Genomic DNA, 14,308 nt, shown 5'->3' with positions numbered 1-14,308 from the left:
TTTGCCATCAACTGATTGGGTTGTGCGGCTCGGTCGAGCGGTGCTGTTTTTCTCATGGTCTGGTCCCGCCCCGGCGCGTGAAAATATGTAAAAAGCACCATAGCATCAATGTTTTGCACTGACAAGCTGAGGTGGCGCAGAAGCTTTGCCCCCGGTGTTCATGCCCCAACTTGGGGCGTTTAGATGTTGCCAATTGCCAACGTCACGTAACCGGGTGTGTCAAGGATTTGGGCGCAAAAAAGCGCGCGCAACAGGCATTGCGCGCGCTGGGGGCTGGGCTCCAGGGAGCCCGGCAGCGGGATTTTAAGCGGCCAGCAGGATGCGCAGCATGCGGCGCAGCGGTTCCGCCGCGCCCCACAGCAACTGGTCGCCGATGGTGAAGGCACCGACGTACTCGGGGCCCATGGCCAGCTTGCGCACGCGGCCCACGGGGATGGTCATGGTGCCGGTCACGGCCACGGGCGTCAGGTCCTTGATGGTGGCTTCACGCGTGTTGGGCACCACCTTCACCCACTCGTTGTCGGCGGCGATCATGGCCTCGATGTCGGCCACGGGCACGTCCTTCCTGAGCTTGAAGGTCAGGGCCTGGCTGTGGCAGCGCATGGCGCCCACGCGCACGCAGAAACCGTCCACGGGGATGGCTGGGGCGCTGAAGCCCTCGCCCTGGCCCAGGATCTTGTTGGTCTCGGCCATGCCCTTCCACTCTTCCTTGGACATGCCGTTGCCCAGGTCCTTGTCGATCCAGGGAATCAGCGAGCCGCCCAGCGGCACGCCGAAGTTGGCCGTCTCGGCGCCCGTCAGCGCACGCTGCTTGGCGATGACCTTGCGGTCGATTTCCAGGATGGCGCTCTTGGGGTCGTCCAGCAGGGACTTCACCTCGGCGTTCAGTGTGCCGTACTGCGTGAGCAGCTCGCGCATGTGCTGGGCGCCGCCGCCGCTGGCGGCCTGGTAGGTCTGGGTGCTCATCCACTCGACGAGGCCGGCCTTGTACAGTGCGCCCACGCCCATCAGCATGCAGCTCACGGTGCAGTTGCCGCCGACCCAGTTCTTGCCACCCTTGGCCAGGGCATCCTGGATGACGGGCAGGTTCACGGGGTCGAGGATGATGACGGCGTCCTTTTCCATGCGCAGCGTCGAGGCTGCATCGATCCAGTGGCCGTTCCAGCCGGCGGCCCGCAGCTTGGGGAAGACTTCGGAGGTGTACTCGCCGCCCTGGGCGGTGATGATGATGTCGCAGCGCTTCAAGGCGTCGATGTTGAACGCGTCCTGCAGCGTGGTCTCGTTCTTGGCCACCGCAGGGGCCTTGCCGCCCGCGTTGGAAGTGGAGAAGAACAATGGCTCGATCAGGTCGAAGTCATTTTCTTCGGCCATGCGATCCATCAACACCGAGCCGACCATGCCGCGCCAGCCGACCAAACCTACCAACTTGCTCATTTCAACGCCCCTTTTACAGATTAACAAACAGTGCCAGACCGGACTGCTCGCCTGGCTCGTCAGGCCAGGAAGGGCGCACGACGAACCAGGCTGAGTCAGCCCTTAATGGTCGTGGTTTTGGTGATGGTTGCGCGCGCAGCCACACCGGCCGTGGCGGCGGGTGCAATGTTCAGGGCGAACGTGTGGGCGGCAAACATAAGCGGATATTGTAGCGGATGCGGGATTGGGCCGTCCATCACGAAATGGCCCGGCGTCCCCGGTCAGCAAGAGGCGGGCCACCGGAAGATTTTTTTCTCAAGCGAAGGTAGCAATGCAGCAGGTGATCATTGTCGGTTCGGGCCAACTGGCCCGGGAACTCGTGGACTCGTTGGATGCGGGAGAGGGGTGCGCGGTCGTGCGTTGGCCGGTGGCGCCTGGCACGGCGCCATCCATCGTGGTCCATGCCGGCTCCGGGAGGGAGCTTGCCGCCGTCGCGGCATTTTGCGAGGCATCGGGCAGCCCCCTGGTGGAGCTGGCCACCGGGTCGGCGCTGGAACGGGGCAGCCACGGCTTTCCAGTGGTCGTGTGCCCCAACACCAACATCCTGATGCTCAAGTTCATGGGCATGCTGGAACGCAGCGGGCACCTGTTCCATGGGCACCGCATCGCGCTCACCGAGTCCCACCAGGCACAGAAAACTTCCGTTCCCGGCACGGCGGTCGGCATGGCGCATGCACTGGGCCTGGCGGCGGGCGACATCCAGTCCGTGCGTTCCGCCGAGGTCCAGTCCCGTGACCTGCACATTCCCAAGGAGCATCTGGGGCGCCATGCCTACCACCGGATCGACATCGGGGATGGGCTGTGCAGCCTGACGCTGGAAACCCGCGTCTATGGCGATGCGCCCTATGCCGACGGCGTGGCGCGTATCGTTGCCGCCGTGCGCGCCCACCCCCTGGACAACCGGCTCTATTCCGTCATGGAGTTCGTGCACAGCGGCTGGCTGTAGGCGCCCGCAGACCCCGGGGCCAAAAAAAGCGCCGGGGTCGCCGGCGCTTGGGGTGGGGAGGCGAGGGCCCGGGGTCAGGCGGCCAGCGCCTTCACCACGGCATCACCCATCTGCGCGGTGCCGACCTTGGTCGTGCCTTCGCTCCAGATGTCGGGCGTGCGCAGGCCCTGGGCCAGCACCTTCTGCACGGCGGCCTCGATGCGCTGGGCGGCGGCTTCCTGGTTCAGCGAGAAGCGCAGCATCATTGCCGCCGAGAGGATGGTGGCCAACGGGTTGGCCACCCCCTTGCCGGCGATGTCGGGGGCGCTGCCGTGGCTGGGCTCGTACAGGCCCTGGTTGCTGCTGTTGAGCGAGGCCGAGGGCAGCATGCCGATGGAGCCGGTGAGCATGGAGGCCTCGTCCGAGAGGATGTCGCCGAACATGTTGCCCGTGACCACCACGTCGAACTTCTTGGGGGCACGCACCAGTTGCATGGCGGCGTTGTCCACGTACATGTGGTCCAGTTCCACGTCGGGGTATTCCTTGCCGACTTCGGTCACGATGTCCTTCCAGAACTGGAAGGTCTCGAGCACGTTGGCCTTGTCCACGCTGGTCACGCGCTTGCTGCGCTTGCGTGCCGCCTGGAAGGCCACGTGCGCGATGCGCTCCACCTCGGGGCGGCTGTAGCGCATGGTGTCGAAGGCCTCTTCGGCGCCGGGGAAATGGCCGTCGGTGGCGATGCGGCGCCCGCGCGGCTGGCCGAAGTAGATGTCGCCCGTGAGCTCGCGGATGATGAGGATATCCAGGCCCGAGATCAGCTCAGGCTTGAGACTCGATGCGCCCACCAGTTGCTCGTAGCAGATCGCGGGGCGGAAGTTGGCGAACAGGCCCAGGTTCTTGCGCAGGCCCAGGATGGCCTGCTCGGGGCGCAGGGGGCGGTCGAGCTTGTCGTACTTCCAGTCGCCCACGGCGCCGAACAGGATGGCGTCGGCGTCCTTGGCCAGCTTGAGCGTGGCGTCGGGCAGCGGGTGGCCGTGCGCCTCGTAGGCGGCGCCGCCGACCAGGGCGGATTCCATCTCGAACTTCAGGTCCAGTACCTCGAGGACCTTGACGGCCTCTGCAACAATTTCGGTGCCAATGCCGTCTCCCGGCAGAACTGCGATTTTCATGAACGACTTCTTTTTGAAAAGAATGGCCGCGCACCCTGGCAGGTCTGCCAGGCAACGTCGGCCACAAGTGAAGAACCGGGTGGATGCAGGGGGTCAGGAGACCATGCTGTGCGCCAGCCAGGGCTTGGTGGCCAGGCGCTGGGCTTCGAAGGCACGGATCTTGTCGGACTGGCGCAAGGTCAGGCCGATGTCATCGAAGCCATTGAGCAGGCAGTACTTGCGAAACGCCTGCACCTCGAACGGGATCTCCTCGCCCTGTGGGCGCACGACGACCTGGCGCTCCAGGTCCACGGTGAGCTGGTAGCCGGGGAAGGCCGCCACCTCGTCGAACAGCTGGGCCACGGTGGCCTCGGGCAGCACGATGGGCAGCAAGCCGTTCTTGAAGCAGTTGTTGAAGAAGATGTCGGCGAAGCTCGGCGCGATCACGGCGCGAAAGCCGAACTGGTCCAGCGCCCAGGGCGCGTGCTCGCGGCTCGATCCGCAGCCGAAGTTCTTGCGTGCGATGAGCACGCTGGCGCCCTGGTAGCGTGGCTGGTTGAGCACGAAGTCGGGATTGGGCTTGCGGCTGGCGGGGTCCTGGCCGGGCTCGCCATGGTCCAGATAGCGCCATTCGTCAAACAGGTTCACGCCGAAACCGGTCTTCTTGATCGACTTGAGGAATTGCTTGGGGATGATGGCGTCGGTGTCGACGTTCTCGCGGTCCATGGGGGCCACGAGGCCCTTGTGTACGGTGAATTTCTGCATGGTGGATGCCTTACTTGTTGGCCGCGCGCTCAAGGGCGCCGCCGGCCCGCTGGACGTCCTGGCCCACGCCCTTGACGGTGTTGCAGCCGGCCAGCAGGAAGGCCAGCGAAAGGGCGATGAAAGTGGCGGTCTTTTTCATGACGGGACTCCTTCGGTCGGTGGGTGGAAAGGCCAACGGGCGTTGGATCAATGGAGGGGTGAAAGGGTTCAGGAGAACTGGCGGATGTCCACGAAGTGGCCATGCACGGCCGCGGCTGCGGCCATGGCGGGGCTCACCAGGTGGGTGCGCCCGCCGGCGCCCTGGCGGCCTTCGAAATTGCGGTTGCTGGTGCTGGCACAGCGCTCGCCGGGCTCCAGGCGGTCGGCGTTCATGGCCAGGCACATGGAGCAGCCGGGCTCGCGCCACTCGAAGCCCGCGGCCTTGAAGATCTCGTGCAGGCCTTCGCGCTCGGCCTGCTCCTTGACCAGACCCGAGCCGGGCACGACCATGGCCAGCTTCACGTTGCTGGCCACCTTGCGGCCCAGGTTCTTGACCACGGCAGCGGCTTCGCGCATGTCCTCGATGCGGCTGTTGGTGCATGAACCGATGAACACCTTGTCGATGGTGATGTCGTTGATCGGCTTGCCGGGGGTCAGGCCCATGTAGGTCAGTGCGCGTTCGATGGCGCCGCGCTTGTTGGCGTCCTTTTCCTTGTCCGGATCGGGCACGCGGGCGTCGATGCCCAGCACCATCTCGGGCGAGGTGCCCCAGGTGACCTGCGGCTGGATCTCGGTCGCGTCGAGCTTCACCACGGTGTCGAAGTGCGCGTCAGCGTCCGACTGCAGGGTCTTCCAGTAGGCCACGGCCTGGTCCCACTCCACGCCCGTGGGCGACAGGGGGCGGCCACGCACATACTCGATGGTCTTGTCGTCCACGGCCACCAGGCCGGCGCGCGCGCCGCCTTCGATGGCCATGTTGCACACGGTCATGCGGCCTTCCATGGACAGGCTGCGGATGGCCGAGCCTGCGAATTCGATGGTGTAGCCCGTGCCGCCGGCCGTGCCGATCTTGCCGATGATGGCCAGCACGACGTCCTTGGCGGTGATGCCCTTGGCGAGCTGGCCGTCCACCTGCACCAGCATGTTCTTGGCCTTCTTGGCCAGCAGGGTCTGGGTGGCCATGACGTGCTCGACCTCGGAGGTGCCGATGCCGTGCGCCAGCGCACCGAAGGCGCCGTGCGTGCTGGTATGGCTGTCGCCGCAGACCACGGTCATGCCCGGCAGGGTGGCGCCGTTCTCGGGCCCGATCACGTGCACGATGCCCTGGCGCTTGTGCATGAACGGAAAGAACGCCGCAGGGTGGATCTGCGCCATGTTGTCGTTCAGCGTGGTGATCTGTTCCTTGCTGATCGGGTCGGTGATGCCGTCGTAGCCGCTCTCCCAGCCCGTGGTGGGGGTGTTGTGGTCGGCCGTGGCGACGATGGAGCTCATGCGCCACACCTTGCGGCCGGCCTCGCGCAGGCCTTCGAAGGCCTGGGGGCTGGTGACTTCGTGCACCAGGTGGCGGTCGATGTAGAGGATGGAGGTGCCGTCCTCTTCGGTGTGGACGACGTGCTCGTCCCAGATCTTGTCGTACAGGGTGCGTCCCATGGTGCGTCTCTTTCAGGTGGGTAATGTGATTTTAGTGGGGCGTGCCCGCAGGCAACAGCGTGCTGGGGGCGGGATGTGTGTGCGCGCTCACCGCGTCAGGCTGCAGCGGTGCCAGATGCTCCACCAGCAGCCTGGCGGTCACGGGCAGGGCGTCGAAATCGCGGGCCACCACGCGCAGCTCGCGGTGGGCCCAGGCCTCGGCCAGCGGTATGGCGCGCAGGCGGCCCACGCCGCGCATCAGCTCAAAGGCGCGGTCGGGCAGCAGGCCCACACCCAGACCGTTGTCGATCATGCGGCACATGGCATCCAGGCCGGTGACCTGGATGCGCTGGCGCAGCGGGCGCCCGGCGGCGGCCGCCGCGGCACGCATGGCCAGGCTGATGCTGCTGTTGGCGTGCAGGCCGACGATGTCCCAGTCCAGCACCTCTTCGAAGCCGATGGCGCTGTGCTCTGCCAGCGCATGGGCCTCGGGCACCACCAGCACCAGGTGGTCGGCGCGGTAGGGGCGGCTTTGCAGCCCGTTGCCGCCGGTGCCGGTGGCCATGCCGACGTTGCAGATGCCCAGATCGGCCGCGCCCTCGTGCACCGCGTTGAGCACGTCGCTGCTCAGGTGCTCCTGCAGGTCGATCTTGATCTGGCTGTGCTCGCGCGCAAAGGCGCCCAGGTCCTCGGGCAGGAACTGGAAGATGGCCGAGATGTTGGCGTGCATGCGCACATGGCCGCGCACGCCGTCGGCGTATTCGCTGAGCTCGCCCTGCATGCGCTCCAGGCCGAAAAGCACGGTGCGCGCATGGTGCAGCAGGCTCTCGCCCGCAGGCGTGAGCGTCACGCCCCGGCTGTGGCGGTAGAGCAGGGCCGTGTCCACGGCGGTTTCCAGGTCCGACAGGCGTTTGCTGACGGCCGAGGCCGCGATGAATTCGCGCTCCGCCGCACGGCCGATGCTGCCGAGTTCACACACCGCCACGAACAGCTGCAGCGAAGTGAGGTCAATGCGGCGCGCAAAACTGCGCTCGGAGCTTTTCATCGGGTCTTTTGGGGTTCTTGGTGCTTCTCGTTTGGAGAAGGCGTTGGCGTATTTTCCTGTAAAAAACACCCGAATGCCATCGCGAACCGCGATGTCGTCCATCGCGCATGCGGCCTTCTTGGGGCGCGCGGGCATGAAAAAACCGCACGGGCCTGGCGGCGCCGTGCGGTCGTGGGGCAGGGGTAGGCTGCTCAGCTGAAGAAGTTCTTCAGCCGGTCTGTCCAGCTTTCGCCGCTGGGTGAGTGGCGGGCGCCGCCCTTTTTCAGGGAGTCTTCCAGTTCGCGCAGCAGCTTGCGCTGGTGCTCGGTCAGCTTGACCGGGGTCTCGACCGCGATGTGGCAGTACAGATCACCCGGGTAGCTGGCACGCACGCCCTTGATACCCTTGCCGCGCAGGCGGAACTGCTTTCCGGCCTGGGTGCCTTCGGGGATGTCGATGGCCGCCTTGCCGGCCAGCGTCGGCACCTCGATCTCGCCGCCCAGTGCGGCCGTGATGAAGCTCACGGGCACCTGGCAGTGCAGGTCGTCGCCATCGCGCTCGAAGATGTCGTGCTTCTTGAGGCGGATCTCGATGTACAGGTCGCCCGGCGGGCCGCCATTGGTGCCGGGTTCGCCGTTGCCGGTGCTGCGGATGCGCATGCCGTCGTCGATGCCCGAGGGGATCTTCACTTCCAGCGTCTTTTGCTTCTTGAGCTTGCCCTGGCCATGGCAGGTGGTGCAGGGCTCGGGAATGATCTTGCCCGTGCCGCGGCAGTGCGGGCAGGTCTGCTGCACGCTGAAGAAGCCCTGGCGCATCTGCACCGTGCCGGTGCCCGTGCAGGTGGCGCAGGTCTTGGCGCTGGTACCGGGTTTGGCACCGCTGCCGTGGCAGGTATCGCAGCTCTCCCACGAGGGGATGCGGATCTGCGCATCCTTGCCGCGTGCGGCTTCCTCCAGGGTGATCTCCATGGCGTAGCTCAGGTCGCTGCCGCGGTAGACCTGGCGGCCACCGGCGCCACGCCCGCGCCCGCCCTGCTGGCCGAACATATCGCCGAAGATGTCGCCGAACGCCTCGGCAAAGCCGCCAAAGCCCTCGGCGCCCGCGCCGCCGGGGCCGCGCATGTTGGGGTCCACCCCGGCGTGGCCGTACTGGTCGTAGGCGGCCCGCTTTTGCGGGTCGGAGAGCATCTCGTAGGCCTCCTTGGCCTCCTTGAACTTCTCTTCGGCAGGCTTGGAGGCATCACCCTGGTTGCGGTCAGGGTGGTGCTTCATCGCGAGCTTGCGATAGGCCTTCTTGATCTCTTCATCCGAAGCGTTCTTGGGAACGCCGAGGATCTCGTAAAAGTCTCGTTTGGACATGGTCTTTCTGGGCCCGGTTGGAACAGGAACGCCGCGCAAGCCCCCTTGTCAGGAAACTCGCGCGGCGGCTCGGGTCAAACGGGGCGTGTTCAGCCCTTCTTGACTTCCTTCACCTCGGCATCGACCACGTTGTCGTCGTCGGGCTTGTTGCTGCTGGAGGAGGACGATGCCTGCTGGCCGCCCGATGCGTCACCCGCACCGGCGCCGGCTGCCGCCTGCGCGGCTTGCGCGTCGGCGTACATCTTCTCGCCCAGCTTCTGGCTGGCGGCCATCAGGGCCGTGGTCTTTTCCTCGATGGCGGCCTTGTCCTCGCCCTTGAGCACGTCTTCCAGGGCCTTTGCTGCCGAGGTGATGGCTTCCTTCTCGGCGGCGTCGAGCTTGTCGCCATGCTCGGCCAGGCTCTTGTTCACGCTGTGTACGGCGGCTTCGCCCTGGTTGCGCGCCTGGATCAGCTCCAGCTTCTTCTTGTCGTCGGCCGCATTCAGCTCGGCGTCCTTCACCATCTTCTGGATTTCTTCTTCCGACAGGCCGGAGCTGGCCTTGATGGTGATCTTGTTTTCCTTGCCCGTGCCCTTGTCCTTGGCGCCCACGTGCAGGATGCCGTTGGCGTCGATGTCGAACGACACTTCGATCTGCGGCGTGCCGCGCGATGCGGGCGGAATGCCTTCCAGGTTGAACTCGCCCAGGAGCTTGTTGCCCGATGCCATCTCGCGCTCACCCTGGAACACCTTGATCGTCACGGCCGGCTGGTTGTCGTCGGCGGTCGAGAAGGTCTGTGCGAACTTCGTCGGGATCGTGGTGTTCTTGGTGATCATCTTGGTCATGACGCCGCCCAGGGTCTCGATGCCCAGGGACAGGGGGGTCACGTCCAGCAGCAGCACGTCCTTGCGGTCACCCGAGAGCACCTGGCCCTGGATGGCGGCGCCCACGGCCACGGCTTCGTCGGGATTCACGTCCTTGCGCGGTTCCTTGCCGAAGAATTCCTTGACCTTCTCCTGCACCTTGGGCATGCGGGTCATGCCGCCCACCAGGATCACGTCGTGGATGTCGGAGACCGATACGCCGGCATCCTTGATGGCCGTGCGGCAAGGCGCGATGGTGCGCTCGATCAGCTCTTCCACCAGGGCTTCCAGCTTGGCGCGGGTCAGCTTGATGTTCAGGTGCTTGGGGCCCGAAGCGTCTGCCGTGATGTAGGGCAGGTTGATGTCGGTCGCGGCCGAGTTGGACAGCTCGATCTTCGATTTTTCGGCGGCTTCCTTCAGGCGCTGCAGGGCCAGCACGTCCTTGGACAGGTCCACGCCCTGTTCCTTCTTGAACTCGCTGATGATGTAGTCGATGATGCGCTGGTCGAAGTCTTCGCCGCCCAGGAAGGTGTCGCCGTTGGTCGACAGCACTTCGAACTGCTTTTCGCCGTCCACATCGGCGATTTCGATGATGGACACGTCGAACGTGCCGCCGCCCAGGTCATACACGGCGATCTTGCGGTCGCCCTTTTCCTGCTTGTCCAGGCCGAAGGCCAGGGCCGCGGCGGTGGGCTCGTTGATGATGCGCTTGACATCCAGGCCGGCGATGCGGCCGGCGTCCTTGGTGGCCTGGCGCTGGGCGTCGTTGAAGTACGCGGGCACGGTGATGACGGCTTCCGTCACGGGCTCGCCCAGGTAGTCTTCGGCGGTCTTCTTCATCTTGCGCAGGATGTCGGCGGACACCTGCTGCGCCGACAGCTTGTTGCCGCGCACTTCGATCCAGGCGTCACCGTTGTCGGCGGCCACGATCTTGTAGGGCATCAGGTCGATGTCCTTTTGCACTTCCTTCTCGGTGAACTTGCGGCCGATCAGGCGCTTCACGGCGTACAGCGTGTTGCGTGGGTTGGTCACGGCCTGGCGCTTGGCCGAGGCGCCGACGAGGATCTCGCCGTCTTCCTGGTACGCCACGATGGAGGGCGTGGTGCGGGCGCCTTCGCTGTTTTCGATCACGCGGGTCGTGTTGCCCTCCATGATGGAAACGCAGCTGTTGGTGGTGCCCAGGTCAATACCGATGATTCTTCCCATGATGTTCTTCTCCGCGATGTTTGAGTGATTTGGATAACTAGTAACGTGTGGATAACTTGGCTGGCTTCAAGCCGTTATCCACCATTTTTTATTTGGGGGCGGTAACGGTCACCAGGGCCGGACGCAGCACACGGTCGGCAATCTTGTAGCCCTTTTGCAGCACGGCCACGACGGTGTTGGGCTCCTGCTCGGCAGGCGCCACGCTGATCGCCTGGTGCTGGTGGGGGTCGAACTTCTCGCCGGCGGGCGGGTTGATGGCCAGCACCTTGTTGCGCTCCAGCGCCGAAGTCAGCTGGCGCAGGGTGGCGTCGGCGCCTTCGCGCAGCTGCTGGGGGGTGGCTTCCTTGATGCCCAGGGCGGCGTCCAGGCTGTCGGCCACGGGCAGCAGGCTCTCGGCAAAGCTCTCGATGCCGAACTTGCGCGCCTTGGTGACTTCGTCCTCGGCGCGGCGGCGGGCGTTTTCGGCTTCGGCCTTGGCGCGCAGGAACTGGTCGGCCAGCTCGGCGCTGTTGGCCTTGAGCTCGGCCAGCTCGCCCTGCAGGCGCGACAGCTCGTCAGAGGCATTGGCGGCCATGGCGGCTTCAATTTCTTCGGGGGAGGCGTCTTGGGAGGTGGTTGGCTGGCTGTTGTCGGACATGTCTTGGTCTTCGTAAATAAAACAGTACGCGCACAAGGTTGGGCGTGTGTGTGGTATTTCAAGTTCGCGCGCAGTGCGGGGGGCATCTGCGGCGACCTGGGCGAGGGGGTTGGCCGGGCGGCAAGCCTCTTGGAGCAGGGGTGAGTGTACAAGGTCAAAGATGCGGGCTATAATCTACGGCTTTGCCCTTGCCACACCGCTTCTAGACGCAGCGGGTGGTTTCACCCAAAAGGAGTCTGCATGCGTCATTACGAAATCATTTTGTTGATCCACCCGGATCAAAGCGAACAAGTTCCAGCCATGCTGGAGCGCTACAAGGGCATGATCACCGCTGGCGGTGGCAAGGTGCACCGCGTGGAAGATTGGGGCCGCCGTCAACTGGCGTACCTGATCAACAAGCTGGCCAAGGCCCACTACCTGTGCGTGAACATCGAAGCCGACCAGGCCGTGATGGCTGAACTGGAGCACGCCTTCAAGTTCAACGACGCCGTGCTGCGCCACCTGACGGTTCAGAAGAAGAAGGCCGACACGGGCCCATCTTCGATGATGAAGACCGTCGAGCGCGAAGAAGCCCGCAAGGCCAGCCAGGCGGAATACGCCGCTGCCGGCGAGCGCTGATCGTCCACCGCCCTTTCGGGAGTGGAGAACCACGTCGTCTTGACGGCCTGTATCGCCGAGGCTGAGGCCCTGCGCTACACCCCCGCCGGTTTGCCTGCTGTTGCCCTGCGACTCGAACACGAGTCCAGGCAGAACGAGGCAGGCGAGCCGCGGGATGTCAAGGCAGCCATGAAGGCCGTCGCATTCGGTGCGATGGCCGAGCGGCTTGCGAGGCAGCAGATTGGAAGTCGATGGACTTTCAGCGGCTTTCTCGCCACGCCGCGCAATGGCCGGAACGCTGTGCTCCACATCCAGGATATTCAACAAAATTAATTTTCAAGGGGTCCGCAATGGCCACGTTCAAGAAGTTCAACAAAGACAAGCGCCCAAAGCGCAACACCCAGTCCCTGCTGTTCAAGCGCAAGCGCTTTTGCCGCTTCACGGTGACCGGTGTTGAAGAAATCGACTACAAGGATGTCGACACGCTGCGCGATTTCATCGCCGAAAACGGCAAGATCATCCCCGCACGCCTGACCGGCACGCGCGCCATCTTCCAGCGCCAGCTGAACACAGCCATCAAGCGCGCCCGCTTCCTGGCCCTGGTGCCTTACAGCGACCAGCACAAGATCTAAGGAGCACAACCCATGCAAATCATTCTGCTCGACAAGGTTGTGAACCTCGGCAACCTGGGTGAAATCGTCAAGGTCAAGGACGGCTACGCACGCAACTTCCTGATCCCTTCGGGCCGCGCACGCCGCGCCACCGAATCGGCCAAGGCCGAGTTCGAAGCCAAGCGCGCCGAACTGGAAAAGGCTGCTGCCGCCAAGCTGGCACAAGCCCAGGCTGAAGGCGAAAAGCTGGCTGGCACCACGGTCAAGCTGACGCAAAAGGCTGGCGTGGACGGCCGTCTGTTTGGTTCCGTGACCAACCACGACATCGCCGAAGAACTGAACAAGCAAGGCTACAAGGTCGCCAAGGCCCAGGTCCGCCTGCCCAACGGCCCGATCAAGGTCGTCAGCGAAAGCACTGTCAGCGTGGCCCTGCACACCGACGTGGTGGTGGAAGTCACTGTGTCGGTCTACGGCGAAACCGCCTGATCGCCAGCACGTAGTAACCTGCGTGACTTGCCGCGAAAGCCGCCCTCGGGCGGCTTTTGTCTTTGCGACCCCGCCATTTGTACAGGATTGCCCACTGGTAATCCACAGATTGCCCCAAGGCTTATCCCCGGATGCCAGATCGTGCTGGTGAGGGGGTGTGCTCCATCAGGTCCCTGCCCGGAGAAATCCCATGTCCGCTGTCTTTCCCCCGCTAGAAGAACAGGGTTTCGTGCCGCCTTCCGGCCCCTCTGAGGACCAGGAGATTGCCAAGCTGCGCACGCCTCCGCATTCCATCGAGGCCGAGTCCAGCGTGCTGGGTGGCCTGCTGCTGGACAACAACGCATGGGACCGCGTGGGCGACCTGCTGGTGGAGAGCCACTTCTACCGGCACGAACACCAGATGATCTACTCGGCCATCGGTGCGCTGATCAACGGCAGCAAGCCGGCCGACGTGATCACCGTGTTCGAGCACCTGAAGAACCAGGGCAAGGCCCAGGAGATGGGTGGGCTGACCTACCTGAACAATCTGGCGCAGTACGTCCCGAGCGCCAGCAACATCCGCCGCTATGCGGAAATCGTGCGCGAGCGCGCCATCCTGCGCAAGCTGGTCACGGCCAGCGACGAAATCTCCACCAACGCCTTCAACCCCCAGGGCAAGACCGTGGAGCGCATCCTGGACGAGGCCGAGGCCAAGATCTTCGCCATCGGCGAAGAGGGCTCACGCACCAAGCAGGGCTTCCAGTCCCTTGACAACCTGGTGATCGACCTGCTCGACAAGGTGCAGGAGATGGCCGACAACCCGGTGGACGTGACCGGCGTGCCCACCGGCTTCGCTGACCTGGACCGCATGACATCGGGCCTGCAGGCCGGCGACATGGTGGTGCTGGCGGCGCGCCCCTCCATGGGCAAGACCTCGTTTGCGGTGAACATCGCCGAGCATGTGGCGCTCAACGAAGGCCTGCCCGTCGCCATCTTCTCGATGGAAATGGGTGCCGCCCAACTGGCCGTGCGTATCGTGGGCTCCATCGGCCGCGTGAACCAGGGCAACCTGCGCACCGGCAAGCTCACCGACGACGAATGGCCGCGCCTGACCGAGGCCATCGAGCGGCTGCGCACCGTGTCGCTGCACATCGACGAGACCCCGGGCCTGACGCCTGGCGAGCTGCGTGCGAACGCCCGCCGCCTGGCGCGCCAGTGCGGCAAGCTCGGCCTGATCGTGGTCGATTACCTGCAGCTCATGAGCGGCTCGGGCGCCGGCAGTGCCGACAACCGCGCCACCGAACTGGGCGAAATCTCCCGGGGCCTGAAGATGCTGGCCAAGGAGCTGCAATGCCCGGTGATCGCGCTGTCGCAGCTCAACCGCTCGGTCGAGCAGCGCACCGACAAGCGCCCCATGATGTCCGACCTGCGCGAATCGGGCGCCATCGAGCAGGATGCGGACATCATCATGTTCATCTACCGCGACGACTACTACAACAAGGACAGCAAGGAGCCCAACGTGGCCGAGGTCATCATCGGCAAGCAGCGTAACGGCCCGACCGGCACCGTGAAGCTGTTCTTCCAGAAGAACCAGACCCGCTTTGAAAACCTCGCCATGGGCAGCGGTGGTGATGACTATTGACGCGCAA

At 64.7% G+C, this 14,308-nt stretch carries 15 protein-coding genes; 6 read left to right on the top strand and 9 right to left on the bottom strand.

Annotated elements, in window-relative coordinates:
- Positions 1-303: 303 nt before the first annotated feature.
- Positions 304-1,434, bottom strand: coding sequence for an aspartate-semialdehyde dehydrogenase (gene asd / locus AC0IZS_RS01370; protein ID WP_471633999.1), 1,131 nt, complete (start codon positions 1,432-1,434; stop codon positions 304-306).
- 310 nt (positions 1,435-1,744) lie between these two features.
- Here asd and AC0IZS_RS01365 point away from each other — a divergent pair, with 310 nt between their 5' ends.
- Positions 1,745-2,419 (top strand): dihydrodipicolinate reductase, encoded by a 675-nt coding sequence (locus tag AC0IZS_RS01365; protein ID WP_471633998.1) that lies wholly within the window; start codon positions 1,745-1,747, stop codon positions 2,417-2,419.
- 74 nt (positions 2,420-2,493) lie between these two features.
- Here AC0IZS_RS01365 and leuB read toward each other — a convergent pair whose 3' ends face one another.
- From leuB to grpE, 8 genes are all read right to left on the bottom strand, one after another.
- Positions 2,494-3,567, bottom strand: coding sequence for a 3-isopropylmalate dehydrogenase (gene leuB / locus AC0IZS_RS01360; RefSeq protein ID WP_471633997.1), 1,074 nt, complete (start codon positions 3,565-3,567; stop codon positions 2,494-2,496).
- 93 nt (positions 3,568-3,660) lie between these two features.
- Complete coding sequence (gene leuD / locus AC0IZS_RS01355) at positions 3,661-4,311, bottom strand: 3-isopropylmalate dehydratase small subunit (RefSeq protein WP_471633996.1); 651 nt, start codon at positions 4,309-4,311, stop codon at positions 3,661-3,663.
- A gap of 10 nt (positions 4,312-4,321) precedes the next feature.
- Positions 4,322-4,450, bottom strand: coding sequence for an entericidin A/B family lipoprotein (locus AC0IZS_RS01350; RefSeq protein WP_007850089.1), 129 nt, complete (start codon positions 4,448-4,450; stop codon positions 4,322-4,324).
- A 68-nt stretch (positions 4,451-4,518) separates the two neighbouring features.
- Entirely contained in the window at positions 4,519-5,940 is a 1,422-nt protein-coding gene (gene leuC, locus AC0IZS_RS01345) for a 3-isopropylmalate dehydratase large subunit (protein WP_471633995.1), read from the bottom strand.
- A gap of 31 nt (positions 5,941-5,971) precedes the next feature.
- Positions 5,972-6,964: a LysR family transcriptional regulator gene (locus AC0IZS_RS01340; RefSeq protein WP_471633994.1), complete on the bottom strand. Its 993-nt coding sequence runs from the start codon at positions 6,962-6,964 to the stop codon at positions 5,972-5,974.
- Positions 6,965-7,155: 191 nt separating this feature from the next.
- Positions 7,156-8,301, bottom strand: coding sequence for a molecular chaperone DnaJ (gene dnaJ / locus AC0IZS_RS01335; protein ID WP_007850081.1), 1,146 nt, complete (start codon positions 8,299-8,301; stop codon positions 7,156-7,158).
- Between the two features lie 89 nt (positions 8,302-8,390).
- A complete protein-coding gene (gene dnaK / locus AC0IZS_RS01330) occupies positions 8,391-10,349 on the bottom strand; it encodes a molecular chaperone DnaK (RefSeq protein WP_471633993.1) in 1,959 nt (652 codons plus the stop codon).
- 88 nt (positions 10,350-10,437) lie between these two features.
- Positions 10,438-10,986, bottom strand: coding sequence for a nucleotide exchange factor GrpE (grpE, locus tag AC0IZS_RS01325; RefSeq protein WP_471633992.1), 549 nt, complete (start codon positions 10,984-10,986; stop codon positions 10,438-10,440).
- Positions 10,987-11,226: 240 nt separating this feature from the next.
- Here grpE and rpsF point away from each other — a divergent pair, with 240 nt between their 5' ends.
- The 5 genes from rpsF to dnaB all read left to right on the top strand — a co-directional run bounded on the left by rpsF (position 11,227) and on the right by dnaB (position 14,301).
- A complete protein-coding gene (gene rpsF / locus AC0IZS_RS01320; RefSeq protein ID WP_057202142.1) occupies positions 11,227-11,604 on the top strand; it encodes a 30S ribosomal protein S6 in 378 nt (125 codons plus the stop codon).
- A 21-nt stretch (positions 11,605-11,625) separates the two neighbouring features.
- Positions 11,626-11,916 (top strand): primosomal replication protein N, encoded by a 291-nt coding sequence (priB, locus tag AC0IZS_RS01315; protein ID WP_471633991.1) that lies wholly within the window; start codon positions 11,626-11,628, stop codon positions 11,914-11,916.
- A 17-nt stretch (positions 11,917-11,933) separates the two neighbouring features.
- A complete protein-coding gene (gene rpsR / locus AC0IZS_RS01310; protein WP_005795932.1) occupies positions 11,934-12,215 on the top strand; it encodes a 30S ribosomal protein S18 in 282 nt (93 codons plus the stop codon).
- A 12-nt stretch (positions 12,216-12,227) separates the two neighbouring features.
- Positions 12,228-12,680 carry a 50S ribosomal protein L9 gene (rplI, locus tag AC0IZS_RS01305; RefSeq protein WP_471633990.1) on the top strand — a complete coding sequence of 151 codons (453 nt, stop codon included), beginning with the start codon at positions 12,228-12,230 and terminating at the stop codon, positions 12,678-12,680.
- A gap of 190 nt (positions 12,681-12,870) precedes the next feature.
- A complete protein-coding gene (dnaB, locus tag AC0IZS_RS01300; protein WP_471633989.1) occupies positions 12,871-14,301 on the top strand; it encodes a replicative DNA helicase in 1,431 nt (476 codons plus the stop codon).
- Positions 14,302-14,308 lie beyond the last annotated feature (7 nt).

The organism is Acidovorax sp. AC410 (assembly GCF_979253235.1).
Note: the sequence above shows the minus strand (reverse complement) of the source record. Positions and strands in the feature narration are given on the sequence as shown.

Bases quoted from the DNA above. Each gene is read 5' to 3' on its own strand.
- dnaK (WP_471633993.1), bottom strand. From the start codon at position 10,349: ATGGGAAGAATCATCGGTATTGACCTGGGCACCACCAACAGCTGCGTT.
- grpE (WP_471633992.1), bottom strand. From the start codon at position 10,986: ATGTCCGACAACAGCCAGCCAACCACCTCCCAAGACGCCTCCCCCGAA.
- dnaJ (WP_007850081.1), bottom strand. From the start codon at position 8,301: ATGTCCAAACGAGACTTTTACGAGATCCTCGGCGTTCCCAAGAACGCT.
- dnaB (WP_471633989.1), top strand. From the start codon at position 12,871: ATGTCCGCTGTCTTTCCCCCGCTAGAAGAACAGGGTTTCGTGCCGCCT.
- AC0IZS_RS01350 (WP_007850089.1), bottom strand. From the start codon at position 4,450: ATGAAAAAGACCGCCACTTTCATCGCCCTTTCGCTGGCCTTCCTGCTG.
- AC0IZS_RS01340 (WP_471633994.1), bottom strand. From the start codon at position 6,964: ATGAAAAGCTCCGAGCGCAGTTTTGCGCGCCGCATTGACCTCACTTCG.
- asd (WP_471633999.1), bottom strand. From the start codon at position 1,434: ATGAGCAAGTTGGTAGGTTTGGTCGGCTGGCGCGGCATGGTCGGCTCG.
- rpsR (WP_005795932.1), top strand. From the start codon at position 11,934: ATGGCCACGTTCAAGAAGTTCAACAAAGACAAGCGCCCAAAGCGCAAC.
- leuD (WP_471633996.1), bottom strand. From the start codon at position 4,311: ATGCAGAAATTCACCGTACACAAGGGCCTCGTGGCCCCCATGGACCGC.
- leuB (WP_471633997.1), bottom strand. From the start codon at position 3,567: ATGAAAATCGCAGTTCTGCCGGGAGACGGCATTGGCACCGAAATTGTT.
- leuC (WP_471633995.1), bottom strand. From the start codon at position 5,940: ATGGGACGCACCCTGTACGACAAGATCTGGGACGAGCACGTCGTCCAC.
- rpsF (WP_057202142.1), top strand. From the start codon at position 11,227: ATGCGTCATTACGAAATCATTTTGTTGATCCACCCGGATCAAAGCGAA.
- AC0IZS_RS01365 (WP_471633998.1), top strand. From the start codon at position 1,745: ATGCAGCAGGTGATCATTGTCGGTTCGGGCCAACTGGCCCGGGAACTC.
- rplI (WP_471633990.1), top strand. From the start codon at position 12,228: ATGCAAATCATTCTGCTCGACAAGGTTGTGAACCTCGGCAACCTGGGT.